Origin of the sequence: Janthinobacterium sp. SUN206 (genome assembly GCF_030587305.1) — a bacterium.
GTDB classification, from domain to species: domain Bacteria; phylum Pseudomonadota; class Gammaproteobacteria; order Burkholderiales; family Burkholderiaceae_D; genus Janthinobacterium; species Janthinobacterium kumbetense.
Genome location: NZ_JAPWIB010000001.1, coordinates 1935194 through 1960917 on the forward strand (window position 1 = coordinate 1935194; position 25724 = coordinate 1960917).

At 61.5% G+C, this 25724-nt stretch carries 26 protein-coding genes and 1 tRNA gene; 1 reads left to right on the forward strand and 26 read right to left on the reverse strand.

Annotation, left to right across the window (positions count from 1 at the left end; translation table 11 throughout):
* Window positions 1-14 precede the first annotated feature (14 nt).
* From nuoH to rpsO, 20 genes are all read right to left on the reverse strand, one after another.
* Window positions 15-1097, reverse strand: a complete 1083-nt coding sequence (nuoH, locus tag O3300_RS08705) for an NADH-quinone oxidoreductase subunit NuoH (RefSeq protein ID WP_071076363.1) — start codon at window positions 1095-1097, stop codon at window positions 15-17.
* On the reverse strand, window positions 1097-3430 hold the full coding sequence (gene nuoG, locus O3300_RS08710) for an NADH-quinone oxidoreductase subunit NuoG (protein ID WP_305052717.1): 2334 nt from the start codon (window positions 3428-3430) through the stop codon (window positions 1097-1099). The genes nuoH and nuoG overlap by 1 nt, the downstream gene beginning before the upstream one ends.
* A 22-nt stretch (window positions 3431-3452) precedes the next feature.
* Window positions 3453-4748: an NADH-quinone oxidoreductase subunit NuoF gene (gene nuoF / locus O3300_RS08715; protein WP_010399729.1), complete on the reverse strand. Its 1296-nt coding sequence runs from the start codon at window positions 4746-4748 to the stop codon at window positions 3453-3455.
* Window positions 4745-5224 (reverse strand): NADH-quinone oxidoreductase subunit NuoE, encoded by a 480-nt coding sequence (nuoE, locus tag O3300_RS08720; RefSeq protein WP_034779513.1) that lies wholly within the window; start codon window positions 5222-5224, stop codon window positions 4745-4747. Before nuoE ends, nuoF begins: the two co-directional genes overlap by 4 nt.
* 12 nt (window positions 5225-5236) lie before the next feature.
* Window positions 5237-6490 (reverse strand): NADH-quinone oxidoreductase subunit D, encoded by a 1254-nt coding sequence (locus tag O3300_RS08725; RefSeq protein ID WP_034749992.1) that lies wholly within the window; start codon window positions 6488-6490, stop codon window positions 5237-5239.
* Window positions 6490-7083 (reverse strand): NADH-quinone oxidoreductase subunit C, encoded by a 594-nt coding sequence (locus O3300_RS08730; RefSeq protein ID WP_034779526.1) that lies wholly within the window; start codon window positions 7081-7083, stop codon window positions 6490-6492. The genes O3300_RS08725 and O3300_RS08730 overlap by 1 nt, the downstream gene beginning before the upstream one ends.
* A 17-nt stretch (window positions 7084-7100) precedes the next feature.
* A complete protein-coding gene (locus O3300_RS08735) occupies window positions 7101-7577 on the reverse strand; it encodes an NADH-quinone oxidoreductase subunit B family protein (RefSeq protein ID WP_010399733.1) in 477 nt (158 codons plus the stop codon).
* A 3-nt stretch (window positions 7578-7580) separates the two neighbouring features.
* The gene (locus O3300_RS08740; protein WP_010399734.1) at window positions 7581-7940 is read right to left on the reverse strand and encodes an NADH-quinone oxidoreductase subunit A; all 360 of its coding nucleotides are present in this window, start codon (window positions 7938-7940) and stop codon (window positions 7581-7583) included.
* A 177-nt stretch (window positions 7941-8117) separates the two neighbouring features.
* Window positions 8118-8202, reverse strand: a tRNA-Leu gene (locus O3300_RS08745).
* A gap of 191 nt (window positions 8203-8393) precedes the next feature.
* On the reverse strand, window positions 8394-8798 hold the full coding sequence (gene secG, locus O3300_RS08750; protein ID WP_034749996.1) for a preprotein translocase subunit SecG: 405 nt from the start codon (window positions 8796-8798) through the stop codon (window positions 8394-8396).
* 28 nt (window positions 8799-8826) lie between these two features.
* Entirely contained in the window at window positions 8827-9576 is a 750-nt protein-coding gene (gene tpiA, locus O3300_RS08755; protein ID WP_305052718.1) for a triose-phosphate isomerase, read from the reverse strand.
* 72 nt (window positions 9577-9648) lie between these two features.
* Entirely contained in the window at window positions 9649-10629 is a 981-nt protein-coding gene (locus O3300_RS08760; RefSeq protein WP_305052719.1) for an NAD(P)H-quinone oxidoreductase, read from the reverse strand.
* A 71-nt stretch (window positions 10630-10700) separates the two neighbouring features.
* On the reverse strand, window positions 10701-11309 hold the full coding sequence (locus O3300_RS08765) for a tetratricopeptide repeat protein (protein WP_305052720.1): 609 nt from the start codon (window positions 11307-11309) through the stop codon (window positions 10701-10703).
* Between the two features lie 64 nt (window positions 11310-11373).
* Complete coding sequence (locus O3300_RS08770; protein WP_099388387.1) at window positions 11374-12135, reverse strand: GIN domain-containing protein; 762 nt, start codon at window positions 12133-12135, stop codon at window positions 11374-11376.
* A 109-nt stretch (window positions 12136-12244) separates the two neighbouring features.
* Entirely contained in the window at window positions 12245-12454 is a 210-nt protein-coding gene (locus tag O3300_RS08775; protein ID WP_099667156.1) for a hypothetical protein, read from the reverse strand.
* Between the two features lie 151 nt (window positions 12455-12605).
* On the reverse strand, window positions 12606-14558 hold the full coding sequence (locus tag O3300_RS08780) for a methyl-accepting chemotaxis protein (protein ID WP_305052721.1): 1953 nt from the start codon (window positions 14556-14558) through the stop codon (window positions 12606-12608).
* Between the two features lie 121 nt (window positions 14559-14679).
* Window positions 14680-14979 (reverse strand): hypothetical protein, encoded by a 300-nt coding sequence (locus O3300_RS08785; protein ID WP_305052722.1) that lies wholly within the window; start codon window positions 14977-14979, stop codon window positions 14680-14682.
* 6 nt (window positions 14980-14985) lie between these two features.
* Window positions 14986-15681 carry a hypothetical protein gene (locus tag O3300_RS08790; protein ID WP_305052723.1) on the reverse strand — a complete coding sequence of 232 codons (696 nt, stop codon included), beginning with the start codon at window positions 15679-15681 and terminating at the stop codon, window positions 14986-14988.
* A gap of 226 nt (window positions 15682-15907) precedes the next feature.
* A complete protein-coding gene (pnp, locus tag O3300_RS08795) occupies window positions 15908-18025 on the reverse strand; it encodes a polyribonucleotide nucleotidyltransferase (RefSeq protein ID WP_166447941.1) in 2118 nt (705 codons plus the stop codon).
* A gap of 232 nt (window positions 18026-18257) precedes the next feature.
* On the reverse strand, window positions 18258-18527 hold the full coding sequence (gene rpsO / locus O3300_RS08800) for a 30S ribosomal protein S15 (protein ID WP_010399743.1): 270 nt from the start codon (window positions 18525-18527) through the stop codon (window positions 18258-18260).
* A 185-nt stretch (window positions 18528-18712) separates the two neighbouring features.
* Between rpsO and bamE the strand changes: the two genes are divergently transcribed.
* Complete coding sequence (bamE, locus tag O3300_RS08805) at window positions 18713-19210, forward strand: outer membrane protein assembly factor BamE (RefSeq protein ID WP_099667153.1); 498 nt, start codon at window positions 18713-18715, stop codon at window positions 19208-19210.
* Between the two features lie 132 nt (window positions 19211-19342).
* On the opposite strand, the gene O3300_RS08810 is transcribed toward bamE, so the two are convergent.
* The 6 genes from O3300_RS08810 to O3300_RS08835 form a co-directional block, all read right to left on the reverse strand.
* Complete coding sequence (locus tag O3300_RS08810) at window positions 19343-20887, reverse strand: 2-isopropylmalate synthase (RefSeq protein WP_289898465.1); 1545 nt, start codon at window positions 20885-20887, stop codon at window positions 19343-19345.
* 48 nt (window positions 20888-20935) lie between these two features.
* Window positions 20936-21787 (reverse strand): CDP-diacylglycerol--serine O-phosphatidyltransferase, encoded by an 852-nt coding sequence (gene pssA, locus O3300_RS08815; RefSeq protein WP_077407095.1) that lies wholly within the window; start codon window positions 21785-21787, stop codon window positions 20936-20938.
* Window positions 21788-21944: 157 nt separating this feature from the next.
* A complete protein-coding gene (locus O3300_RS08820) occupies window positions 21945-22712 on the reverse strand; it encodes an SIMPL domain-containing protein (RefSeq protein ID WP_305052724.1) in 768 nt (255 codons plus the stop codon).
* A 101-nt stretch (window positions 22713-22813) separates the two neighbouring features.
* Entirely contained in the window at window positions 22814-23569 is a 756-nt protein-coding gene (locus O3300_RS08825; protein WP_099388393.1) for an SIMPL domain-containing protein, read from the reverse strand.
* Between the two features lie 206 nt (window positions 23570-23775).
* Window positions 23776-25014: an MFS transporter gene (locus O3300_RS08830; protein ID WP_369812268.1), complete on the reverse strand. Its 1239-nt coding sequence runs from the start codon at window positions 25012-25014 to the stop codon at window positions 23776-23778.
* 190 nt (window positions 25015-25204) lie between these two features.
* Entirely contained in the window at window positions 25205-25615 is a 411-nt protein-coding gene (locus O3300_RS08835) for a hypothetical protein (protein WP_305052725.1), read from the reverse strand.
* Window positions 25616-25724: the final 109 nt, after the last annotated feature.

Here is a 25724-nt window from a genome sequence, read left to right on the forward strand (position 1 = left end):
TCGTATGCACTCTCTTACTTCCAAATATTCCAGGATGTCTGCATCCAGGCAGCGACGAAGACCAGGTAGACCAGCGTCAACGGGATAAACACTTTCCAGCCGAGGCGCATGATCTGGTCATAACGGTAGCGTGGGAAAGTACCGCGTACCCAGATGAACACCGACACGATGAAGAAGGTCTTGGCGAACAACCAGAAGAAGCCGCCGAAACCACCCCAGAACTCAAGGAAAGCAAATGGTGCGGACCAGCCACCGAGGAACATGATCGAAGCCAGGGCGCCGATCAGGATCATGTTGGCGTATTCGGCCAGCATGAACATGGCGTAGGCCATGCCCGAGTACTCGACCATGTGGCCGGCCACGATTTCCGACTCGCCTTCGACGACGTCGAACGGGTGACGGTTGGCTTCAGCCAGGCCCGACACCAGGTAGATGACGAACATCGGCAGCAGCGGCAACCAGTTCCACGACAGGAAGTTCACGCCCTTGTCGGCGAAGAAGCCGATTTGCTGGCCGCCAACGATGTCGATGAAGTTCAGGCTGCCCGAGACCATCAGCACGATGACCATCACGAAGCCCATCGGGATTTCATACGAAATCATCTGTGCCGAAGCGCGCATGGCGCCCATGAACGAGTACTTCGAGTTCGAGGCCCAGCCGGCGATGATGATGCCGTAGACTTCCATCGAGGTAATCGCCAGCAGCATCAGCAAGCCTGCGTTGACGTTGGCCAGTACGGCTTGCGGGCCGAACGGCACGACCGACCAGGCGGCCAGGGCCGGCATGATGGTCATGATCGGGCCGATCACGAACAGGCCCTTGGCGGCCTTGGACGGGATGATGATCTCTTTGAACAAGAGTTTCAGCGCATCGGCGATCGGTTGCAGCAAGCCCAAAGGACCCACGCGGTTCGGGCCGACGCGGATCTGGATCCAGCCGATCAGCTTGCGTTCCCACAAGGTCAGGTAGGCAACCAGGCCCATCAGCGGCAGCAGCACGCACAGGATCTTGATCAGGGTCCAGAAGAACGGCCAGGAGCCGCCCAGCAAATCCTGGCCGCTGCTGTTGATGACGTTTACAAATTCAGGCAGAGCCATCAGATTTTCCCCTCTGCTGTTTCAACTGTGATGTCACCGAACATGCCGCCCAGGCTAGCCGTCGAGGCATGCGCCGCCGACACTTTCACCACATTGGCTGGCAGGCCGGCATGGAGTGCCGCCACCAGGATGGCGCTGCCGGAGCCTTGCGCCACTTTGACCTTGTCGCCCGCCTTGATGCCCAGCTTGTCAGCCAGCGCCAGGGACAGGTGCGCTTGCGGCGCGGCGCCATCGACCGTGCGCAGCAGCGGTTCGGAGCGGCGTACCAGCGCGTCGGCGAAGTAGATCGGCACGTCGGCGATGCGTTGCAGCGCCGGCGAGGCCGGTGCATACGCTGCCGCTTCCGGGGCGTTCTTGGCGATGTTGTTCAGCTGTGCCGACAGATCGGTCACGCCGGCACCAAACGCTTCGTCGCGGATCGCTTCGGACGTGTCGTAGTCGAAACCGGCCAGGCCCAGGATGTTGCCCAGGACGCGCAGCACTTTCCAGGCTGGACGGGTATCGGCCAGCGGTTTCACGGTGCCGTTGAAGCTTTGCGCGCGGCCTTCGCAGTTGACGAAGGTGCCCGAGGTTTCAGCGAACGGGGCGATCGGCAGCAAGACGTCGGCGTAATCCATGCCGTGCTTGAAGGCGGACATGGCCACGACCATGTCGGCGCCATCCAGGGCGGCGCGGGCCGCTTGTGGATTGGCGGCATCGAGTTCCGGCTCGGCGTGCAGCAGCACGTAGGCTTTCTTCGGCACGGCAAACGCTGCTTGCACGTTGGCGCGCGGCTTGGCGACCAGGTGCGCGCCAACCGTGTTGGCCGCTTCCGTCAGGTAACCGAGCTTGGCGCCCGTCTGCTCGGCGATCCATTGCGCGGCAGCATGCAGTTGCGACGCTTGCGGGTGTTGCGTTGCCGCATTACCCAGCAGCACGGCGCCGTTGTCGCCAGCCATCAGGCTGGCGGCAATCGCGACGGCCACGTCCGAAGCGCTCACCGCTTCGAAACCGGCTGGCGCGGCGATTTCTTTCGCTTTAGCAACAGCAACGACCACTTCCGACAAGGCCGCCAGCCAATCGCCAGGCGCGACGATCATCTTGTTGGCGATGGTGATCAATTGATCATCGTCGGAGGCGTGCAGGATCGACAGCTTGGCGCCGCCCTTGACGGACGCGCGCAGACGCGTGGCCAGCAATGGGTGATCCTTGCGCAGGAACGAGCCGATGACGAAGGCGCGCTTGATCTGGCCAAATTCGTTGATCGGCATGCCCAGCCAAGGTTTGACACTTGCGTCGAGCGCGAAGTCGGTCTGGCGCAGGCGGAAGTCGACGTGCTCGGAACCGAGACCGTTGGCCACTTTTTGCAGCAGGACCAGCTCTTCGACCGTCGAATGCGGCGTTGCCAGCGCGGCGATGGCGTCGGCGCCATGCTCGTGCTTGATATTTTTCAAACCGTGCGCCACGTATTCCAGCGCCGTTTGCCAATCGACTTCTTTCCACTCGTTGCCTTGTTTCAGCATCGGGGACGTCAGGCGTTCGGCGCTGTCCAGCGCTTCGTACGAGAAACGGTCCTTGTCCGAGATCCAGCACTCGTTGACGGCTTCGTTTTCCAGCGGCAATACGCGCTTGACCTTGCCAGCTTTCACTTGCACGATCAGGTTCGCGCCCAGGCCGTCATGCGGGCTGACCGATTTGCGGCGCGACAGTTCCCACGTACGGGCGCTGTAGCGGAACGGCTTCGAGGTCAGTGCGCCGACCGGGCACAGGTCGATCATGTTGCCCGACAGTTCGGAGTCGACCGTCTGGCCCACGAAGGACACGATTTCCGAATGTTCGCCGCGGCCGATCATGCCCAGTTCCATCACGCCGGCCACTTCCTGGCCAAAGCGTACGCAACGGGTGCACTGGATGCAGCGCGACATTTCCTGCATGGACACCAGCGGACCGGCTTCCTTCGGCTGCACGACGCGCTTGTCTTCCTTGTAGCGCGATTCGCTCTTGCCGTAGCCCACTGCCAAGTCTTGCAACTGGCACTCGCCGCCCTGATCGCAGATAGGGCAATCGAGCGGGTGGTTAATCAACAAGAATTCCATGACCGACTTTTGCGCCTGCACAGCTTTATCGCTGGCGGAGCGCACGATCATGCCGGCACTGACCGGGGTCGCACAAGCGGGCAAAGGCTTGGGCGCCTTTTCCACTTCGACCAGGCACATGCGGCAGTTCGCTGCGATCGACAATTTCTTGTGATAGCAGAAGTGCGGAATGTAGGTTCCCAATTTGTTGGCGGCGTCCATCACCATGCTACCAGCAGGGACTTCGACTTTTTTGCCGTCTATTTCGATTTCAACCATGGTGATCGTTACCTGACGCAGCTTAGATATATGCGGGCACTAAGCAATGCTTGTGCTCGATATGATATTCAAATTCTTCACGGAAATTCTTAATGAAGGCCCGTACCGGCATGGCAGCCGCATCGCCCAGCGCGCAAATGGTGCGGCCCTGGATGTTGTCGGCGATCGAGTTGAGCATGTCCAGGTCGTCTGGACGACCCTGCCCCTGCTCGATGCGGTGCACCATGCGGTACATCCAGCCTGTGCCTTCACGGCAAGGCGTACACTGGCCGCACGATTCTTCAAAGTAGAAGTAGGACAGGCGTTCCAGCGCCTTTACCATGCAGCGTGTTTCGTCCATCACGATGACGGCGCCCGAACCCAACATCGAACCGGCTTTCGCGATCGAGTCGTAGTCCAGGTCGGTCTGCATCATGATGTCGCCGCGGATCACCGGAGCGGACGAACCGCCAGGGATCACGGCCTTGATCTTTTTGCCACCGCGCATGCCGCCTGCCAGTTCCAGCAGGGTCGCAAACGGGGTGCCGAGCGGCACTTCGTAGTTGCCCGGTTTTTCCACGTCGCCCGAGATCGAGAAGATCTTCGAACCGCCGTTGTTCGGCTTGCCCATCGCCAGGTATTTCTCTGGACCAATGTTCAGCACGAAAGGCACGGCCGCGAAGGTTTCCGTGTTGTTGATCGTCGTCGGCTTGCCGTACAGGCCAAACGAGGCTGGGAAAGGCGGCTTGAAGCGCGGCTGGCCTTTCTTGCCTTCCAGCGACTCCAGCAGGGCCGTTTCTTCGCCGCAGATGTAGGCGCCATAACCATGGTGCGCATGCAACTGGAACGAGAACTCGCTGCCCATGATCTTGTCGCCCAGGAAACCGGCGGCGCGCGCCTCTTCCAGCGCTTCTTCGAAACGCAGGTATTCCTGGAAGATTTCACCGTGGATATAGTTATAACCGACGGTGATACCCATCGCATAAGCGCCAATGGCCATGCCTTCGATCAGCGCATGGGGATTGTAACGAATGATGTCACGGTCCTTGAAAGTGCCCGGTTCGCCTTCATCTGTATTGCAGACGAGGTATTTTTGACCCGGGAACTGGCGCGGCATGAAGCTCCACTTCAAGCCGGTAGGAAAACCCGCGCCGCCACGGCCGCGCAAGGACGAAGCCTTGAGGTCGGCGATGATCTGTTCCGGCGTGATTTTCTCTTCCAGGATACGCCGCAGGGCGCTATAGCCGCCGCGGTTCACATAATCTTGCAAATGCCAGTTCTTGCCATCCAGATCCTTCAGGATCAATGGATCGATATGGCGGTTGTGGAGTGACGTCATTTCTTGAGTTCCTCCAGCATGGCGTCGATTTTCTCGTTCGACATCCAGCTGCACATGGTTTTATTACTGACCAGCAAGACAGGCGCATCGCCGCAAGCACCCATGCACTCGCCTTCAACCAGGGTGAACTGGCCGTCAGGGGTGGTTTCGCGGAAATCGATGCCCAGTTTCTGCTTCAGGTAGTCTGCAGCGCGCACGCCGCCCGACAGGGCGCATGGCAGGTTGGTGCACACGGTGATCTTGTGCTTGCCCACGGGTTTCACGTTGTACATATTGTAGAACGTGGCCACTTCCTGCACGGCAATCGCCGGCATGCCGATGTAATCGGCCAGTTCCTTCATGGTTTCCGGCGCCAGCCAGCCCAGTTCATCCTGGGCATGGGCCAACGCGGCCATGACGGCCGACTGACGCTGGTCGGCCGGGTACTTGGCCAGCTCGCGGTCAATTTTCTTATAGCATTGCTCTGATAACAACATACTTTTTGCCTCTTAGCGGTCAATACTGCCGAACACGATATCTTGCGTCCCGATGATGGTCACGGCGTCGGCAAGCATGTGCCCACGCGCCATCTCGTCGAGCGACTGCAAGTGGGCGTAGTCTGGCGCGCGCAGTTTCATGCGGTACGGCTTGTTGGCGCCATCGGACACCAGGTACACGCCGAACTCGCCCTTCGGATGTTCCACGGCGCTGTAGGCCTCGCCTGGCGGCACGTGGAAACCTTCCGTGAACAGCTTGAAGTGGTGAATCAGCGATTCCATGTTGGTCTTCATGTCGACGCGGCCCGGAGGCGCCACCTTGCGGTTGCTGGTCATGACAGGACCTTCATTGTTGCGCAGCCACTCCACGCATTGCTTGATGATGCGGTTCGACTGGCGCAACTCTTCCACGCGGACCAGGTAGCGGTCGTAGCAATCGCCGTTGGTGCCGATAGGAATATCGAAATCCATCAAGTCGTACACTTCGTACGGCTGTTTCTTGCGCAAGTCCCACTGCACGCCCGAGCCGCGCAGCATGGCGCCCGTAAAGCCCATGGCCAGCGCATCTTCCGGCGAGACCACGCCGATGCCGACGGTACGCTGTTTCCAGATACGGTTGTCGGTCAGCAAGGTTTCGTACTCGTCCACGGAGTTCGGGAAACGGCGCGCGAAGTCTTCGATGAAGTCCAGCAGCGAGCCCTGGCGGTTTTCGTTCAGTTTGCCGATGGCCTTGGCGTTGCGGATGATCGACGCCTTGTGCTGCGGCATCGCATCCGGCAAGTCGCGGTACACGCCGCCCGGACGGTAGTAGGCCGCGTGCATGCGCGCGCCCGATACCGCCTCATAGGCGTCGAACAAGTCTTCGCGGTCGCGGAAGCAATACAGGAACGGGCCCATGGCGCCGACGTCCAGCGCGTGGGTGCCAAGCCACATCAGGTGATTCAGGATACGCGTCATCTCGTCGAACATGACGCGGATGTATTGCGCGCGCAGCGGCACTTCCAGGCCCAGCATCTTTTCGATGGCCATCACGTACGCATGTTCATTGCACATCATCGACACATAGTCGAGACGGTCCATGTACGGCACGGATTGCAGGTAGGTCTTCTGTTCAGCCAGCTTTTCGGTGGCGCGGTGCAGCAGGCCGATATGCGGGTCGGCGCGCTGGATGACTTCGCCATCCATCTCCAGCACCAGGCGCAGCACACCGTGCGCGGCCGGATGCTGCGGCCCAAAGTTCAGGGTGTAGTTCTTAATCTCAGCCATTATTTCATCCCGTAATGTTCTTCGCGGATCACGCGCGGCACGTTTTCCCGCGGCTCGATCGTCACGGGCTGGTAAATCACGCGCTTTTGTTCCGGATCGTAGCGCATCTCGACATAGCCGGAGACGGGGAAATCCTTGCGGAACGGATGGCCGATGAAACCGTAGTCGGTCAGCAGGCGGCGCAAGTCGTTGTGGCCTTCGAAGAGGATGCCCAGCAGGTCGAATGCTTCGCGCTCGTACCAGTTGACGGCGCGCCAGATGCCGACCACGGAGGGCAGCAGCGGCATGTCGTCGTCCGGCGCGAACACGCGCACGCGCACGCGCCAGTTGTGCTTGACCGACAGCAAGTGCGACACGGCCGCGAAACGCAGGCCATCCCAGCTACCGTCGCCATAGGTCGAGTAGTCGACGCCGCACAGGTCGAGCAATTGCTCGAAATGCAGGGTCGGATCGTCGCGCAGGGTCTGCATCACGGCCAGGTAGTCCTCGGCCTTGACGACCAGGGTGACTTCCCCCAGCGCAACCGTCGTGCTAACGCGATCGCCCAGGGCAGTGCCGAGGGCGTTTTGCAATACTTCTAAATGTGTTGTCATAATCTGAAGCGGCCCCGTTAGCGTGCGATCGTGCTGGTACGCTTGATCTTGTTCTGCAACTGCATGATGCCGTACAGCAAGGCTTCAGCGGTCGGAGGACAGCCAGGCACATACACGTCGACGGGCACGATGCGGTCGCAACCGCGCACCACGGAATAGGAGTAATGGTAGTACCCGCCGCCATTGGCGCAGGAACCCATCGAGATGACCCAGCGTGGCTCTGCCATCTGGTCGTAGACCTTGCGCAGGGCCGGCGCCATCTTGTTGCACAGGGTGCCGGCAACGATCATGACGTCGGACTGACGCGGCGACGGACGAAACACGACGCCGAAACGGTCCATATCGTAGCGGGCTGCGCCCACATGCATCATTTCGACCGCACAGCAGGCCAGACCGAACGTCATCGGGAACATAGACCCGGTGCGCGCCCAGTTGATCAGCTTGTCGGCCGAGGTGGTGATGAAACCTTCGCTTAATACGCCTTCAATAGCCATGGCTTATTCCCAGTCAAGGGCACCTTTCTTCCAAATGTACCAAAATCCGACCACGAATTCAGCGATGAACACCATCATCGTGACGAAACCGGCCCAGCCCAGGTCGCGCATTGCAACGCCCCATGGGAAAAAGAATGCCGTTTCCAGATCGAACAAAATAAACAGGATTGCGACCAGATAGTAGCGCACATCAAATTTCATGCGCGCGTCTTCGAATGCTTCAAAGCCACATTCGTACGGGGAGAGTTTTGCTGCGTCGGGCTTGTTAGGGCCTAACAGGCGCCCCAGGAGCTGGGGAGCGATACCGACACCAAGGCCGATAATAATGAACAGCAGGACGGGGAAGTAATTTTCGAGGTTCACGATTGATGAGCTTATATTGAACGATCGGTTAAATGAGGACGCTGCGATCATTTGCAGCGTATCTAACGCACGACCCCAATCAAAGCTAAGACCAGGATCGAACGACACATCCTCGTAAAAAAAGCCAGCAACTTTGTACGAGCCATGGCTCGTGCGCCGTTGCTGGCTTCTGATTTCTGGTGCCGACGACGAGACTCGAACTCGTACAGCTTTCGCCACTACCCCCTCAAGATAGCGTGTCTACCAATTTCACCACGTCGGCGGTAAGGCCCGTATTCTACTCTGCTTTGCCGCTAAAGTTAATGCACAAATGCATCAAAACACAGATAAAAACGATAAATTTTTACATCTTCCAGCGCGCCACGATTTTTTCCTGCCGCACTGCTAAAACATTGAGCAATAATCTGCCCGTAATGAGAATTACTCTCGATGAGGTATCGAGCTGATACAGAATTACTTCGGAATCGCGCCGGCCGGGGTGCTGGCAACCGGAGCCGCCGCTGCCGGAGCGCTGGCAGCCGGAGCTGCCGCTGGCACCGTCGTCGGGATCGCGCCCGCGCCGGTGACCGGCACTGGCTTGACGACTTTATCCATCACGCCGCCGCCGACCGTGGTGGCGCGTTGATTCGCCATCAGCGACAGGGCCAGGGTGGCGCCGAAGAAGATCGCGGCGGCAACGCCCGTCGATTTCGACATGAAGTTCGACGAACCCGTCGCACCGAACAGGCTGCCCGAGGCGCCCGAACCGAAGGCGGCACCCATGTCGGCGCCCTTACCGTGCTGCAACAACACCAGCGCGATAATCGACAAAGCCGAAATAACCTGTACTACCACTACCAGATTGAACATCATGTTCATTGCAATTCCATTCTTAGTTTAAAGTAATTCAATCAGCGGCGTGAATAATCGCCAGGAAATCCGCCGCCTTCAATGCTGCTCCACCGATCAGACCGCCATCGATATCCGGCATCGCCATCAATTCTTTCGCGTTCTCCGGCTTCATGCTGCCGCCGTACAGGATTTGCACGCCGGCGGCCGCTACCGCATTCTTTGCCACCAGCTGGGCGCGCAATACCTGATGCACGTCCTGCGCCATTTGCGGCGTGGCGGTCTTGCCCGTGCCGATGGCCCAGACTGGCTCATAGGCCAGCACCAGTTTCGCCACGTCGTCGGCGGAAATCGCCGCCAGCACGGCGCCCAGTTGCTGCGCCACCGCGGCATTGGTCTGGCCCGCTTCGCGCTGCGCCAGGGTTTCGCCGATGCAGACGATGGGCGTGATGCCCGCCGCCAGCGCCGCAACCGTCTTGGCCGCCACCTGCGCATCGCTCTCGCCATGGTAGGCGCGACGCTCGGAATGCCCGATCACCACATAGCCGCAACCGAAATCCTGCAGCATGGCGGCCGAGATTTCTCCCGTGTAGGCGCCGCTGGCGTGCGCGGACACATCCTGCGCGCCCCAGCCAAGGGCCGTGCCTGCCAATTGCGCCTGGCACTGCGCCAGATACGGCGCAGGCACACAGACGGCGCTGGCGGCGCCAGAGGCAGCCAGGCCAGCAACTATTTCAGACAATAACACCGCGTTCGAGGTGCGACTGCCGTTCATTTTCCAATTTCCGACGACGAGTTTGCGACGCATAGTAGCCTAAATTCTAATAACCCGTCATTCTAACTCCGGCACCGATGCCGGTCAAACAGGCAGTGCCCCGTTTCAGGCAACTTGCAACATGATCTTGCCCACGTGCGTGCTCGCCTCCATCAAGGCATGCGCCTCGTTGGCTTTTTCCAACGGGAAAGTTTGATAGATCACGGGCTTGATCTTGCCCGCCTCGATCAGCGGCCAGACGGTCGCGCGCAAATGGCCGGCGATGGCCGCCTTGAAGGCGATGGAACGGGGACGCAGGGTGGAACCCGTCACCGTCAGGCGGCGGCGCAGCAAGCTACCCAGGTCCAGTTCCGCCCTGGTGCCGCCCTGCACGGCGATCAGGCCGATGCGGCCATCGTCGGCCAGGCAATCGATTTCGCGCGGCAGGTAGTCGCCGCCCACCATGTCGAGGATGACGTCGACGCCTTTGCCACCGGTCAATTCCTTGACGACGGCGACGAAATCTTCCGTGCGGTAGTTGATACCCCGTTCGGCGCCCAGCGCCTCGCAGGCGCGCGCCTTCTCGTCGCTGCCCGCCGTGGCGAACACGCGATGCCCCAGGGCGGCCGCCAGCTGGATGGCCGTCACGCCGATGCCGGACGTGCCGCCCTGCACCAGTAACGTTTCGCCGTCAAGCAGCGCGCAGCGGTCGAAGACATTGCTCCAGACGGTAAAGAAGTTTTCCGGCAGGGACGCGCCTTCCAGCGCCGTCAAGCCTTGCGGCAAGGGCAGGCACTGGCCGCTTGGGGCGGCGCAGTATTCGGCATAGCCGCCGCCCTGCACCAGGGCGCAGACGAGGTCGCCCTTCTTGAACGCGGTATTGGTGAAATCGCCATCGACGACTTCGCCCGCCACTTCCAGGCCCGGCAAGTCGGACGCGCCGGCGGGCGGCGCATACTTGCCCAGGCGCTGCAGCACGTCGGGGCGGTTGATACCGGCCGCGTGCACCTTGATCAGCAGTTCGCCCGCCTTATATTGCGGCATGGGACGTTCCGCGATCTGCAAAACGTCGGCGGGACCTGGCTGGCTGATGGCAACTGCACGCATGGCGGGACTCTCTCAAGGGAAAACGGCGATTGTACGCCAAGCCGCCCTCCCCTGCAGACCACCGCCCCGTCTTAACCGGCGCCCGTTTTCGACTGGCGCGGCAAGGGCGTGCCCGGCTTCCATTTCGCCGACAGGGCTTGCCCCTCTTCGACTTGCTCATGCGTCATCTTGCGCACCACGGCGGCACGCTGGTCGGCCGCATTCGCGTTGCCATTCGCGGCCGCCAGATTCCACAACATATAGGCGATGACATTGTCCTGCTGCACGCCACCCATGTGGTAGCGGTACATCAGGCCCAGCACCTGCTGTGCCTCGGCATGGTTCTGCTCGGCCGCCTTGCGGAACCAGCCCACGGCTTGCCTATGATCCTGCAGCACGGCGTTGCCCGTGTAATACATGGCACCCACCACATACTGGGCGTCGGCCTTGCCCTGCTCGGCCGCCTTGCGGTGCCAGAACATGGCTTGCTTGTAATCCTGCGGCAAGCCCCGTCCCATGTAATACATCAAGCCCAGCAAATGCTGGGCATCGGCGTTGCCGGTCTTGGCAAGGGGCAATATTTCCTTGTAGGCCAAGGCGTAATTCTTGTTGTTGTAGGCACTGGCGCCTTCGGCGAAGCCAGCCCGCGCGGGTAGCTGTATCGTCAACAGCATGAGTAATGTAATGATCAGTTTTTTCATCGGAATGGGATGTGGTCTGACTACTTATTCTTGTCCTGCCAATACGGCCTGCGGCAGGATGCTTTTACTTCCAGCTAACTTTGCCCAGGCCCTCGACGCTGACATCGCGGTTGACCGGCTTGCCGTACACCACCACCGAACCGAGCCCGCTCAAGTTCAGCTTGGCATTCGTATGGGCATTCACCGTGGCGTTGCCGAGGCCGCTCAATTCCAGGTTCACGGCGTCCGCTTCGAATTGCTGCGCATTCAGGCTGCCCAGGCCGCCCAGGCTGGCTTTCAAGAGTCGTCCGCGTCCGCCCAGCACGACAGAGCCCGCCCCCTGCAAGTCCAGCTCGGCCCGCTCATTGTTACCGATCCATATCTGCATGCTGCCCACGCCGCCCAGGCTGGCATTGAGCTTGCGGTAGTCGCCCACCAGCTTGATGCTGCCCGCCCCTTCCAGCGACAGGGTCAGTTCCTCGCCCTTGAAACCCGTGATGTCCGTGCTGCCGAAGCCTTCCGAGCTCAGCTCGCGCAAATTCGGCAAGACCAGGTCGGCGCGGATCGACGAAGGGCCGATCTTGAAGCCGCGCACTTCCGTTTCGATGTGCAGGGTATCGCCGCTTTGCGCCGTGCTGACATCGGCGATGTAGCGCTTGTCGGCCGTGATGCTCAGCGAAGGCACGTTGCCCTGGCGAATGCGCACTTCCATCACGCCATCGAGCTTGACGCGCACCACGCGGGCGTCGATGTTGCGCATTTCCAGCAAGCGGGTCTCGGCGGCCGCGCCGCGCACCAGGCCCAGAGTCGCCAGGAACAGCAGCGCCAATTGCAGTGTCTTTTTCATGTAGTGCATCCTCGGTATCTTGTTTTTATGTGTCGCGGCGCCCTCGTGGGACTCGCGCGCATCGCCGCTGGCTGCCACTGTAGCAGCAGCAAAAATTGCTGACAATCAATTATGCAAAACGGGCTTTTTCCAAGGCGGTCAAGCGCTTGGCCTTGACCACCACCACTTGCATGGCCGCCTTGTTCGCTGGCGCGGCCAGGGTGGCCGTGGAACTGGCCACTTGCAGGGCCGGGGCGGCCGGGGCGATGGCGTAGCAGCTGGCGCCGAGCAGGATGGCGGCGGCAACGGCGATGACTTCCATGTTTTTAGCGACGTTCATTTGAATCTCCTCGGGTGTCTGGCAGTGGGCTTGCGGTATGGTGTCACTATAGCCATACCGCCCCCGGCAGACACGCCGATTGCGACGAACTGCGCTTTTGGCAGGCTGGCCTGACAAAAACGCGGATGAACGTCGATTTACTGCTGCGTGCTTAAAACTCTTCCCACTCGTCGGCGCCGGACTTGGCCGCCTTGACGGGCCTGGCCGGCGACAGCGCGCGGGCTGGCGCGCGCGGCGCGGCAGCACGAACGGCCGGCTTCGCCTTGAGGCGGGTCACGGGCGCGGGCGCGGCGGCAGGACCCGCATCACCGAGGCGGAACATGCCGACGGCTTGCGCCAGGTCCACGGCTTGCTCCTGCAGGCTTTCCGCGGCAGCGGCGGCTTGCTCGACGAGGGCCGCGTTTTGCTGCGTCATGGTATCCATGTGCGTGACGGCCGTATTGATTTCGCCGATGCCGGCGCTCTGTTCGCGGCTGGCCACCGTGATCTCGCTCATGATGGTCGTCAATTGCTGCACCGACGCCACCACCTGGTCCATGGTCTGACCCGCCTCATCGACGAGGCGCCCGCCCGCATCCACCTTCTCCACCGAATCGCCGATCAATTCCTTGATTTCCTTTGCCGCGCCGGCAGACCGCTGCGCCAGGTTGCGCACTTCGGACGCCACCACGGCAAAGCCCCTGCCCTGCTCGCCAGCGCGCGCCGCCTCGACGGCCGCGTTCAGGGCCAGGATATTCGTCTGGAAGGCGATGCCGTCGATCACGCCGATGATGTCGACGATCTTGCGCGAGCTTTCCTGGATGCCGGCCATGGTGCCGACCACTTGCTGCACCACGCGGCCGCCCTTGGCCGCCACTTCCGAGGCGGACACGGCCAGCTCATTGGCCGCATGCGCGTTTTCCGCATTCTGCTTGACGGTCGACGTCAGCTCATCCATCGAACTGGCCGTTTCTTCCAGCGCGCCCGCCTGTGCTTCCGTGCGCGAGGACAGGTCGGCATTACCTGCGGCAATATCGGCCGACTCGCTGCGCACCAGGGTGCTGATGCTGCGGATCTGCACCAGCACGGTGGCGATCTTTTCGACGAACAAGTTGAACGCCTTGGCGATCTGCGCCAGCTCGTCCGTGCCTTCCGCATCCAGGCGGCTGGTCAGGTCGCCGTCGCCCGTGGCGATCGCTTCCATCGCGTCGCGCACCAGGCCCAGGCGGCGCAGGGCGCGCGCCACCAGCACGCTCAAGACCGTGGCGGCCAGGGCCAGCACCAGCAAGGCCGTCAAGGCCGAGGCGCGCAGCATGGAGCTCAAGGCTTGCGTCGCTTCTGCACGGTCAAGCACGGTCGCCAGCAGCCAGTCGCTGCCCGGCACCTTACTCACATGCAAGATGCCATTGCGTTCGCCCAGGCGGATGGCGGCGCCGTCACCGCTCTTTTCGATGTCGGCCAGCGCCTGCGCACTGAGGCCCGGGTCCAGCTCGGCCAGCGGCTTCAGGGTCAGCTTGCCGTCCGGGTGGGCGATGATCTTGCCGCCGCCATCGACGAGGAAGGCATAGCTGGACGCCGTCGGCTTGATCGAGGCGACGTTCTGCACCACCGCATCCATCATCACGTCGGCCGCCATCACGCCCGTCACGCTGCCCTTGCCGCCCAGCGGCTCGGCAAACGTCACCACAAGCTTGCCCGTGCTGGCCCCGATGTAGGGCGCCGTGATGATGGGGCCGCCCACTTCGGACGCCAGCTTGTACCAGGGCCGCGCCGTGGGATCGTAGTCGGCGGCGCGCTTGCGCTCCTGCGAAAAGACGGCGTGCTTGTCGGCAAAGCCGATATACGCCATGTCAAAGGTGCCGGCCTGCTCGGCCGCCTTCAGGGCCGGCAGCGGATCGGCCGCCGTGGCGCCCTGCTTGAGCGAGCCCACGACGGCTTGCTTGGAGCGCAGCCATTCGGCGATGGCCGCGGCATGGCTGTGCGACAACTGCAGCATCTGCGTGTCGAGCGCGGCCAGGGTGCTGGAGCGGGTAGTGAAAAAGTTGGCGATGGCGACGGCCAGCATGGCCAGCACGACGATGGAAACGGCGATGGCGATCAGCCGCGCCTTAAGGGAGGACAACATGGTGCATCCAATAAAAAAGAGAAAATCGGGAGGGATGCGCCATGGTCAGGGAATAAGATTTTGTCGTCAAGCAATACTGACAGTCAATTACCCATAAACAACAATTGATACCATATATTAATCAGATCTCGCCGCGCAGCTTGCGCAGGGCCGGCGATTCGCCGCCCGTCGCCTCGATGCGGAAACGGGCGAATGCCTGCTCCAGCTCGGGGTAACGGCGCAAGCCGCCTTCCGTGAAATAACGCCCGCCGGGGATATCGCCCCACGGCAGGGGCGTCGTCAAGGCGCCGCTGCCCGCCAGGGCCAGCAGCGGCTCCAGCGCGCTGCGCAGGTCGGCCACTTCTCCATCGGCGGGCGCCAGGCGCGTCAACAACTGTTCCAGTTCGGCGGCATGGGCTTGCAGGCGCGGTTGATCCATCATCTCTCCTCAATTCTTGATCGTGCCGATCAGCACGGGGGCCGACCACAGGCTGCGGTTGGGCAGCAGATACTGCTGCGCCCCGCCACGGCGCCGCACCAGCCCGCCCAGCTCTTCCGTCGGCGCCACCTGGCTGACGAACACGCTGACGGTACCCTTGGGCATGACCTGATACACATCATACAGCGGCGCCTCGCTCTTCAAGGGCAAGCCGAAACAGTCGGCCAGGCTGGCGCACTGGCCCGAAGCCAGCTGCAATTGCGCGCTGGTGGTGAAATACGGCGAGTACGGCGACACATTCTGGCCATGCGGCACGATCTTCACCAGCGCGGCCGACATGGCTTGCACATCGGGCAAGGTGCTGCCGGAGGCGAGCTGCTCGACCGCGCGCGCGTAAATCGTCTCGGCCGGGGCGGCAGGATCGGCGGCGCGCAGTTCGCGCAGAAATTGCTGGCCCGGCGCGCTGTCCAGGTAGGGATCGATGGCTTCGCGCTGCAAGCCCGCCGTCCTGAAGGTGCTGAGGTCATTGATTTCGCGCGCATGCACGGCGCGCAAGGCGTCGAGGTCTTGCACCGGCATGGCCGCGGATGCGGCGGCGATAGGGATGGGTAACGGCACCGGCGTCGGTGCGCTGTCCAGCTGCGCCCGGACACCGGGCGCGACGGCAAGCAGAAAGGCGGCGGCCAGCCCGCAGAATGTGCGCATGCTGCATCTCCTTGGAAGACTCGTTCAGGGGAAGATCCCATGCCGAATCTACAGAGAGCAGCGGCGGCCGATACGCGCTGGATCAAGGCCGGTGCAGACAGGCGGGCAACGCGGCACACGCCTTCGATACAGCGCAAACGCGGCGCATAAAAAAACCGCCAGGGCTTGCGCGCCGGCGGTTTTTGAGCATGCGGCCGAAGCCGCACTCAGGCGAACCTGAAGGACATCAAGCGGCTGGCGCTTCGTTGCCTTCGGCAGCTTTCATCGACAGTTTCAAACGGCCGCGGTCATCCGTTTCCAGCACTTTGACGCGCACCAGCTGACCTTCTTTCAGGTAATCGGCCACGGCGTTGACGCGCTCGTTGGCGATCTGCGAGATGTGCAGCAAGCCGTCCTTGCCTGGCATGACTTGCACGATGGCGCCGAAGTCCAGCAGTTTCAGCACGGTGCCTTCGTAGGTCTTGCCCACTTCGACGGAAGCGGTCAGTTCTTCGATGCGGCGCTTGGCTTCCTGGCCGGCAGCGGCGTCGACGGAAGCGATGGTGACCACGCCTTCGTCGCTGATGTCGATCTGGGTGCCCGTCTCTTCGGTCAGCGCGCGGATCACGGCGCCGCCCTTGCCGATCACGTCACGGATTTTTTCCGGGTTGATCTTGATCGTGATCAGACGCGGTGCGAAATCGGACAGTTCGGTTTTGACGTGCGGCATGGCTTTTTGCATTTCGCCCAGGATGTGCTCGCGGCCTTCCTTGGCTTGCGCCAGTGCCACTTGCATGATTTCCTTGGTGATGCCCATGATCTTGATGTCCATCTGCAGCGCCGTGATACCGTTGCGGGTACCGGCTACCTTGAAGTCCATGTCGCCCAGGTGATCTTCGTCGCCCAGGATGTCGGACAGCACGGCAAACTTGCCGCCTTCCTTGATCAGGCCCATGGCGATACCGGCCACGTGTTCCTTCATCGGCACGCCGGCGTCCATCAGTGCCAGGCAGCCGCCGCACACGGAAGCCATCGACGAGGAACCGTTCGATTCCGTGATTTCCGATACCAGGCGCACCGAGTAGCTGAACTCTTCAGCTGCTGGCAGGGCGGCGATCAGCGCGCGCTTGGCCAGGCGGCCGTGGCCGATTTCGCGGCGTTTTGGCGTACCGACACGGCCCGTTTCGCCGGTGGCGAACGGAGGCATGTTGTAATGCAGCATGAACGAATCGGTGAACTCGCCCATCAGCGCATCGATCTTCTGGCTGTCGCGGGCGGTGCCCAGGGTGGCGACGACCAGCGCTTGCGTTTCGCCGCGCGTGAACAGGGCCGAACCGTGGGTGCGCGGCAGCACGCTGGTGCGGATCGAGATCGGACGCACGGTGCGCGTGTCGCGGCCGTCGATGCGTGGCTCGCCGTCCAGGATTTGCGTACGCACGATCTTCGCTTCGATGTCGAACAGGATGTTGTTGACTTCAGCGCTGTCGATAGCCGCGCCGCCGGCGGCAGCCGCTTCGGCCGACAGGTCGGCGATCACTTCCGACGTCGCCGCTTTCAGCTTGGCCGTACGCTCTTGCTTGTCCTTGGTTTGATACGCGTCATTGATCTTGGCGTTGGCGAAATGCGCGACGCGGGCGATCAGTGCTTCGTTTTTCGGCGCAGGCGCCCATTCCACTTCCGGCTTGCCGCCGTCACGCACCAGGTCGTGAATCGCGTCGATGACGACTTTCATCTGGTCGTGGCCGAAGACCACGGCGCCCAGCATGATTTCTTCGGACAGCTGTTTCGCTTCCGATTCGACCATCAGCACGGCCGTTTCGGTACCGGCGACCACCAGGTCCATTTCCGACGTTTTCAGTTGCTGGACGGTCGGGTTCAGGATGTACTGGCCATTGGCGTAACCGACGCGCGCGGCGCCGATAGGACCGTTGAAAGGCACGCCCGATACGCACAGGGCAGCCGATGCGCCGATCATGGCGGCGATGTCCGGATCGATTTCAGGGTTGACCGACAACACGTGAATGATGACTTGCACTTCATTCAGGTAGCCTTCCGGGAACAGCGGACGGATAGGACGGTCGATCAAACGGGATGTCAGTGTTTCTTTTTCGGAAGGACGGCCTTCGCGCTTGAAAAAACCGCCCGGAATTTTACCGGCAGCATAGGTTTTTTCAACATAATCAACCGTCAAAGGGAAGAAATCCTGGCCTGGCTTGGCATCTTTGCGTGCCACCACCGTTGCCAGAACGACGGTATCTTCGATCGACACCAGCACTGCGCCGGATGCCTGACGTGCGATTTCGCCGGTTTCCAGGGTCACTTGGTGTTGACCGTACTGGAAGGTTTTCGTAACTTTGTTAAACATGGGGTATCCCTTTTCTAATTGCCGACAGATTTTCAGGGGCTGTCGTTCACCTCACCACAGGCGGCGTAAAAATGCTGCCTTTACTTGTTGCCACCTTTGCTACTTTACTTTTAAAACATGATATCGGTAGAGAATACTGTACTTCTCGACATAAATCCGGAATTCAAATGACAAAATGCCCGCGTCAGCGAACTGGCGCAGGCATTTCTGTATAAACCTTGTACGGCAAAAATTACTTGCGCAGACCAAGTTTAGCGATCAGGTCGCGATAACGGGTAGCGTCTTTAGCCTTCAGGTAGGACAACAGGCTCTTACGACGGTTGACCATCATGATCAGGCCGCGGCGGGAGTGGTGATCTTTCGAGTGGGCTTTGAAGTGGCCGTTCAGTTCGTTGATACGAGCTGTCAGCAGTGCAACTTGCACTTCAGGGGAGCCGGTGTCGTTTTGACCACGTGCGTTGTCCGCGATGATAGCGGCTTTGTTGATGTTTTCTACTGTCATGATAAACCTTTCACATGCGGTGCACAGAGTCTGAACCCTATCCACCGTGAACTACGATTATTAAAATACTGGCCTATGCTGCCAACCAGACGCGCAAGTATATCGGAAAAATGCCCGCCTGTATCCTGCCGTGCGCGCTTTTCTCGGTGCATGATAGGGTTTTCCTGCATTTCAGGAGGTCAAACATGAAAAATCTGCTCAAATTAGCAACACCCATGCTGTTTGCCGTCCTGGCCGGCTGCGCCAGCTGGAACGTCCCGCCGCCGCAACCGGGCGAACCGCGCGCCGCCGTGGAAGCGCGCCTGGGCCGGCCAAGCAACATCTACCAGCTGCCCACGGGCGCGGAACTGGAATACGCGACGGGCCCGTACGGCCAGTACACGTATATGGCCCGTTTCGGCCCCGACGACAAGCTCATTTCCTACGAGCAAGTGCTCGACACGCCGGGCTTTGCCCGCATCAAGGTGGGCGTATCGACCCAGCAAGACGTGCTGCACACCCTGGGCCGCCCGACGGAAACGTCGTATCTGTCGCTGCCGAAACTGCACGTCTGGTCCTACCGCTACAAGGAATCGGGCGTGTGGGATTCCATGATGCACGTGCACTTCGACCACGACGGCATCGTGCGCATGATGATGAACGGCCCCGATCCGGCCAAGGAAGAGCGGCGCTTCTTCCGCTGATTCATTACCTGTGCAACAACGCCTGATAACACCGTAGCGAGCGGAAGAGAGAGGTAGCTAAGAAGCGCAACCGTACTCTGGTACGGTGAGCATCAAATTCTGGGGTCAGACCCGGCGGGTCTGACCCCCGACTTACGGCTGCGGGTCGATGCGCTCATCCTTGGCATGCAGTTTATTCAGCGCCGACAGATACGCCTTGGCCGATGCGACGATGATGTCCGGGTCGGCGCCCACGCCGTTGACGATGCGCCCGTCGCGCGACAATCGCATGGTGACTTCGCCCTGCGACTGCGTGCCCGTGCTGATGGCATTGACGGAGAACAAGACCAGCTCCGCGCCGCTGGCGGCCGCGCTTTCGATGGCGTTGACGGTGGCGTCGACGGGGCCGTCGCCCCGCCCTTCGCAGCTCAGCTGCTTGCCGCCGACGAGGAATTCCACGCGCGCATGCGGCACGGCGCCCGTCGTCGACTGCTGCGTCAGTGAAATGAAACGGTAGTGCTCACTTTCCTGCGCCTGCTGTTCCTCGCTGACGAGGGCCATGATGTCTTCGTCGAAGATTTCGGATTTCCGGTCCGCCAGCTCCTTGAAGCGGATGAAGGCGGCATTGATGTCCGCTTCCGATTCCAGCGCGATGCCCAGCTCGTGCAGCCGCTGCTTGAAGGCGTTGCGGCCCGACAATTTTCCCAGCACGATCTTGTTGGCCGTCCAGCCCACGTCTTCGGCGCGCATGATTTCATACGTCTCGCGCGCCTTCAAGATGCCGTCCTGGTGAATGCCGGACGCGTGCGCAAAGGCGTTCGCGCCGACGACGGCCTTGTTCGGCTGCACGGCAAAGCCCGTGATTTGCGACACCATCTTGGATGCTGCCACGATCTGCGTCGTGTCGATACCCACCGTCAAGTTGTAATAGGCGGCGCGCGTGCGCAGCGCCATCACCACTTCTTCCAGCGCCGTGTTGCCGGCCCGCTCGCCCAGGCCATTGATCGTGCATTCGATTTGCCGCGCGCCGCCTATCATGACGCCGGCCAGCGAATTGGCCACAGCCAGGCCCAGGTCGTTATGACAATGGACAGACCAGATGGCTTTATCTGAGTTCGGGATGCGTTCGCGCAAGCGTTTGATGGTGGCGCCAAAGATTTCCGGCACGGCGTAGCCCACCGTATCGGGGAAATTGATGGTGGTGGCACCCTCGGCAATCACGGCTTCCAGCACGCGACATAGGAAATCCTCGTCGGAGCGGCTGCCGTCTTCGGGGCTGAATTCGATGTCGTCCGTGAACTGGCGCGCGTAGCGCACGGCGTTTTGCGCTTGCGTAAGCACTTGCTCTGGCGTCATGCGCAGCTTCATCTGCATGTGCAGGGGCGACGTGGCAATGAAAGTGTGGATGCGCTTGCGCTCGGCCGGCGCCAGCGCTTCGGCGGCGCGGGCAATGTCGCGGTCGTTGGCGCGCGACAGCGAGCAGATGGTCGATTCGCGCACGGCGCCGGCTATCGCCCGTATCGACTCGAAGTCGCCTTGCGAGGCGGCGGCGAAGCCCGCTTCGATCACGTCGACCTTCAGGCGCTCGAGCTGCTTGGCGATGCGCAGCTTTTCCTCGCGCGTCATGGAGGCGCCCGGCGATTGCTCGCCGTCGCGCAAGGTGGTGTCAAAAATGATGAGTCGGTTGCTGGTGCTCATGGCTGCTCCTGGCTGGCTGAAGACTGGCGACGCTACCGACTCAGCGCATCAATGCTCGGGGTCGGTCTGGATAATGCTGACGGGCTTGCCCTTCGCCATGCGCCAGAAGAACACGGCGTAGCCGGACAGGCCATAGGCGACGAAAATCGGGAACAGCACTTTCGGCGGGTCGATGGAGATGAGCGCAAAGAACAATGCCAGCAGGAATACCACGATGAAGGGCACGGACTTGCGGAAATTCACATCCTTGAAGCTGTAGAACGGCACGTTGGTGACCATGGTCAGGCCGGAAAACAGGGCGATCGCCCACGACACCCAGGCCAGCTGGTTGCCGGCAAATTCCAGGTCGTTCATCAACAGGATGAAGCCGGCCACCATGGCGGCGGCCGCCGGGCTGGGCAAGCCCTGGAAGAAGCGCTTGTCGACCACGGCGATATTCGTGTTGAAACGGGCCAGACGCAAGGCGGCGCCGGCACAATACACGAAGGCGGCCAGCCAGCCCAGCTTGCCCATGCCGCGCAGCGACCATTCGTAGATCACCAGCGCGGGCGCGGCGCCGAAGGACACCATGTCGGACAGGCTGTCGTACTGGGCGCCGAATTCGCTCTGCGTATTCGTCAGGCGCGCGATGCGGCCGTCGAGGCCGTCGAGGATCATGGCGATGAAGATGGCCCAGGCCGCGTGTTCGAATTTCTGGTTCATGGCCATGACGATGGCGTAGAAACCGCAAAACAGGGCTGCCGTCGTGAAGGCGTTCGGCAACAGATAGATGCCGCGGCGGCGCAAGGTTTTCTTGCCAGTGCCATCGGTCACCGGCTGGCGCACGAATTTGCTGAAGCGGGACGCTTTGGATGCTGCGGGGGTGCCGTTCTTGCCTCTACGACGGGGGAAGTTTGCCATGTTGTTCCATATCTTGTGTACTGCGGGGGAATCGGTGCCAGATGGCAGGCGCATGACTGTCTCGCCATGCGCCCGCCGATATTGCCATTATAGAGGAGCTGCCGCCAAAGAAAAGCGTGGCGGCGTCAAGCTGACAATATTGATCCCGAAGCTAGCCTTATTTGAACTTGACCTTCGCCACCAGGCCCATGTTGAGGGTCGTTTCGCCTGGCTCGAAGCTCGGTTCGGCCACTTGGTTGCCGCCATAGCCCATGGCGTCGGCACTCATGTTGCGCGCGCCGGCCACGCTGACGCGCTGCGCGTAATTGCCCGAGCCTTCGAAATCGATGGTGTCGATCACGGCGTCATTGACGTTGCGGCCCATGGCGCCGGCGATGGCGGCCACGCGTTCGTTCAGGTTCTTGTACGCGGCGGCGATGCGCTGGTCGTCGAGCTTGCGGATGGTGGCGGGCGCCAGGCCGAAGTTCAGGCGGTTCAGGGTCAGCACGCCTTGCGCCGCGGAAACGGTTTTCGGCAAGGCGGCCAGGTTGGTCGTCGTGACCTGCAGGTATTGGCCCACTCTCCAGCCCGTCGGCACGCGCGGCTTGGCGGCGACGCCTGGCGGCAGCGGCGCCGTTTCCGGGTACACGGCATACGTGTAGTAGCCCTGGGTCTTCAGCACGGCTTGCGGATCGGCTTTCTTGACGATGGCGGCGCCCTGGTTCATCTTCTGGTTCACGCGCGAGGCGGCGGCGGCCTTGTCCTTGTCCTGCTCTTCGATGGCCAGGGTGACGGTCACCTGGTCGTTCGCATGCACCACTTCGCCGTTGGCGGGCACCACCACGAGGGTGCCGGAAGTGGGCAAGGCCTGGGCTTGTGCGCCCATGGCAACGGTAGCGGCGGCGGTAACGGCAGCGGCGGCCAGCATGGTTTTCATGACGGTCATGGTGTTCTCCTGAAAAATAATGGGGCAAAAACGACCATGGGGCCAACAGCCCCATGATTTTTAAAACAGTCTAACGCGGAATTGTTTCCACGCTAATGCACTTACTTGAACTTGACCTTGCCGACGACACGCATGTCGAGCGTCGTTTCGCCCGGCTCGAAGCTCGGTTCGGCGACGGTGCTGTCTTCGGCCATCTTGGCGCTGCGCATCATCATCGGTGCGGCGGCAGCACGGTTTTCGGTGACATAGTTGCCCGAACCTTCGAAGTCCACCGTATCGAGCACGGCGTCGGAAACGTTGCGGCCCATGGCCTTGGCGATGGCGGCCACGCGTTCGTTCAGGTTCTTATACGTGGCGGCGATGCGCTGATCGTCCAGCAGGCGGATGGTTTCCGGCTTCAGGCCGAAATTCAAGCCATTCAGGGTCAGCACGCCTTGCGCCGCCGACACGGTTTTTGGCAGGGTTGCCAGATTGGCCGTCGTCACTTCCAGGTACTGGCCCACGCGCCAGGCCGTCGGCAAACGTGGCTTGGCCACGGCGCCGGCTGGCAATGGGCGCTCTTCCGGATACACGGGATAGGTGTAATAGCCATACGATTTCAGCGCGGCAGAAGGATCGGCCTGCTTGACGATGGCGATACCCTTGTTCATCTTCTGGTTGACTCGCGACGCGGCGGCTGCCTTGTCCTTGTCCTGTTCTTCGACGGCCAGGGTAGCGACCACCTGGTCATTGACATGCTTGACTTCGCCAAACGCGGGTACGACCACCAGGGTGCCGTTGGTCGGCAGGGATTGGGCTTGTGCGCTCAGGGCAACGGTGGCTGCGGCGGCAACAAGGACGGATTTCATCACGGTCATGGGGTACTCCTAGGTAGTTAATATGGCTGACAGCCCGCGAAAGGGGTGGCTGTTGCCACCTCTTTCGCTTGAGAAACTTGTCAAACTGTGTAGATTCTAACGCCTCATTCATTCCTGTGGCGCAAATTAACAAATCGTCACAAAATGTGCTTGCCAGTCACATCTGCTCACATTTCAATACACCGTCATTCAAAATAACAATGTTATTAGTGGCCCGCCACCGGGCCGCCGCTGCGCCGGCCCGGCTTGAAACTGTAACGCCGCGCGCGCCAGGCGATGGTCAAGGCCACCAGCAGCAAGGCCAGCATGGCCCAGGGGAACGAGGCCGCGCCATAGCCGTCCAGCAGCACGCCGCCCGCCAGGCCGCCGCCCGCGATGGCCACGTTCCAGATGGTCGCCACCATCGCCTGCGCCACATCCATGCCGTCGCCGGCCGCGTCGGCCGACGCCGTCTGCAGCAAGGTGCCGGCGCCGCCAAAGGTGACGCCCCAGATGGCCATGCTGACATAGATGACGGCCGGCGAGTCCATCGCCAGGCCCAGCGCGACCACCACGCAGGCCAACGCGGCGAGGCAACCCAGCACGAGCGGGCGCAGCCACCGGTCGATCAACTGGCTGACCAGCCAGATGCCGGCCAGCGAGCCCACGCCATACACGAGCAGCACCAGGTCGATGCGGGGACGCAAGCCGGACGGCGCCAGGAACGGCGCGATATAGGTATACAGAATGTTATGCGCCAGCATCCAGGCGACGATCACCGCCAAGATCGGCCGCACGCCCGGCGTCATGAACACCTGGCGGATCGACAGGCGTTCGCCATTCCTTTGCCCCGGATAATCGGGCACGGCCACCAGTATCCAGGCAACCAGCACCACGGCCAGGCCGGACATGATGCCGAAGATGCTGCGCCAGCCCAGCACGCCGCCCATCAGGGTGCCCAGCGGCACGCCCAGCGACAGGGCCAGCGGCGTGCCGATCATGGCGATGGCCATCGCCCTGCCCTGCTGTTCCACGCTGACCATGCGGCGCGCATAGCCGGCCATCAAGCCCCAGGCCAGCCCGGCCGCCATGCCGGCCAGAAAGCGCGAAGCCAGCGCCACCATGTAATTGGGCGCCAGCGCCGTCATGGTATTAAAGACCAGGAAGCCGCCGACGGCCAGCAGCAGCACCTTGCGGCGGCGCCAGCCGCTGGTCATGGCGGTCAGGGGGATGGCGGTCAGGATGGAGCCGATCGCAAACACCGTAACGAGCTGACCCGTCATGACTTCGGAAATGCCGAGGCCCTGCGAAATCTGCGGCAACAAGCCGGCGGGCAAGGTTTCGGCCAGGATGGCGATAAAGCTGGTCATCGCCAGCGCCAGCAAGGCGGCCAGCGGAAAGCGTCGGGAAATGGCAGTGCCGGCAGGGCCTGAAACAGGCACGGCGGCGGTCATACGGTCAGTCATGTGGGTACCTCGGGTTGCGCAGGCAGCGCCTCAACGAGCCTGGCGTGCTATCAAATAGCGGTAATGCGCGTTGCGGTCGGCAGATACCGAAACAGATGCAGCTATATGAAACTGCAAAGGAAGGGCGGAATTGTAGCGCAAACGCCGCGACGGCGTGCGCAGGGAAATAGCCGTGTTCAGGCAGCCATGCTCAGGCTGGCGTCATGCAGGCATCATTAGCCGCCTTGCGTGGCGAAAACCAGGCATTCGATTTCGGACTGTACAGGAAGGCGCAGATGACGGCGAACATGAGCGCGCCAGGCAAGACGTCCATCTTGACCGGCAAGGTCGCCAGGCAGAGCGCAATGTCGATCACGCCCCACACCAGATACACCGTGCGCGCGCCACGCAGCCGTTGCAGCATGGCCAGCGCCGCCACCAGGGTGATGCCCTGGCTGAAGAGCAAAATCGCGTATTGCACTTCGGCGGGAATCGCGCCGTCCCCCATTGCGGCCAGCATGGCGGGGTCGTGGCGGCCGAGGAAAGCCGATACCAGCGCCAACAGCGAGCCGATGACCAGAAACCAGCAGCTGACGGCAACCGCGACGGGGCGCTTGACCACATGAAGATTCCCGACAAAAACTTTAGAAAAAACAAGCATGAGGCTGACGGTATTGTTGAATGGGCCTGATTGTAACGGATGTTGCCTGCCAGGCGCCGGCGCACATAAA

What these genes read in the sequence shown, in the direction of transcription:
- O3300_RS08810 (WP_289898465.1), bottom strand. Translation starts at nt 20,887, where the DNA reads ATGAGCACCAGCAACCGACTCATCATTTTTGACACCACCTTGCGCGAC.
- rpsO (WP_010399743.1), bottom strand. Translation starts at nt 18,527, where the DNA reads ATGACAGTAGAAAACATCAACAAAGCCGCTATCATCGCGGACAACGCA.
- nuoH (WP_071076363.1), bottom strand. Translation starts at nt 1,097, where the DNA reads ATGGCTCTGCCTGAATTTGTAAACGTCATCAACAGCAGCGGCCAGGAT.
- O3300_RS08790 (WP_305052723.1), bottom strand. Translation starts at nt 15,681, where the DNA reads ATGCGCACATTCTGCGGGCTGGCCGCCGCCTTTCTGCTTGCCGTCGCG.
- O3300_RS08765 (WP_305052720.1), bottom strand. Translation starts at nt 11,309, where the DNA reads ATGAAAAAACTGATCATTACATTACTCATGCTGTTGACGATACAGCTA.
- O3300_RS08820 (WP_305052724.1), bottom strand. Translation starts at nt 22,712, where the DNA reads ATGACCGTCATGAAAACCATGCTGGCCGCCGCTGCCGTTACCGCCGCC.
- O3300_RS08730 (WP_034779526.1), bottom strand. Translation starts at nt 7,083, where the DNA reads ATGACAACACATTTAGAAGTATTGCAAAACGCCCTCGGCACTGCCCTG.
- O3300_RS08780 (WP_305052721.1), bottom strand. Translation starts at nt 14,558, where the DNA reads ATGTTGTCCTCCCTTAAGGCGCGGCTGATCGCCATCGCCGTTTCCATC.
- secG (WP_034749996.1), bottom strand. Translation starts at nt 8,798, where the DNA reads ATGAACATGATGTTCAATCTGGTAGTGGTAGTACAGGTTATTTCGGCT.
- O3300_RS08770 (WP_099388387.1), bottom strand. Translation starts at nt 12,135, where the DNA reads ATGAAAAAGACACTGCAATTGGCGCTGCTGTTCCTGGCGACTCTGGGC.
- O3300_RS08725 (WP_034749992.1), bottom strand. Translation starts at nt 6,490, where the DNA reads ATGGCTGAGATTAAGAACTACACCCTGAACTTTGGGCCGCAGCATCCG.
- bamE (WP_099667153.1), top strand. Translation starts at nt 18,713, where the DNA reads ATGAAAAATCTGCTCAAATTAGCAACACCCATGCTGTTTGCCGTCCTG.
- nuoE (WP_034779513.1), bottom strand. Translation starts at nt 5,224, where the DNA reads ATGTTGTTATCAGAGCAATGCTATAAGAAAATTGACCGCGAGCTGGCC.
- O3300_RS08735 (WP_010399733.1), bottom strand. Translation starts at nt 7,577, where the DNA reads ATGGCTATTGAAGGCGTATTAAGCGAAGGTTTCATCACCACCTCGGCC.
- O3300_RS08830 (WP_369812268.1), bottom strand. Translation starts at nt 25,014, where the DNA reads ATGACTGACCGTATGACCGCCGCCGTGCCTGTTTCAGGCCCTGCCGGC.
- O3300_RS08775 (WP_099667156.1), bottom strand. Translation starts at nt 12,454, where the DNA reads ATGAACGTCGCTAAAAACATGGAAGTCATCGCCGTTGCCGCCGCCATC.
- nuoG (WP_305052717.1), bottom strand. Translation starts at nt 3,430, where the DNA reads ATGGTTGAAATCGAAATAGACGGCAAAAAAGTCGAAGTCCCTGCTGGT.
- tpiA (WP_305052718.1), bottom strand. Translation starts at nt 9,576, where the DNA reads ATGCGTCGCAAACTCGTCGTCGGAAATTGGAAAATGAACGGCAGTCGC.
- pnp (WP_166447941.1), bottom strand. Translation starts at nt 18,025, where the DNA reads ATGTTTAACAAAGTTACGAAAACCTTCCAGTACGGTCAACACCAAGTG.
- pssA (WP_077407095.1), bottom strand. Translation starts at nt 21,787, where the DNA reads ATGGCAAACTTCCCCCGTCGTAGAGGCAAGAACGGCACCCCCGCAGCA.
- O3300_RS08825 (WP_099388393.1), bottom strand. Translation starts at nt 23,569, where the DNA reads ATGACCGTGATGAAATCCGTCCTTGTTGCCGCCGCAGCCACCGTTGCC.
- O3300_RS08760 (WP_305052719.1), bottom strand. Translation starts at nt 10,629, where the DNA reads ATGCGTGCAGTTGCCATCAGCCAGCCAGGTCCCGCCGACGTTTTGCAG.
- O3300_RS08785 (WP_305052722.1), bottom strand. Translation starts at nt 14,979, where the DNA reads ATGATGGATCAACCGCGCCTGCAAGCCCATGCCGCCGAACTGGAACAG.
- nuoF (WP_010399729.1), bottom strand. Translation starts at nt 4,748, where the DNA reads ATGACGTCACTCCACAACCGCCATATCGATCCATTGATCCTGAAGGAT.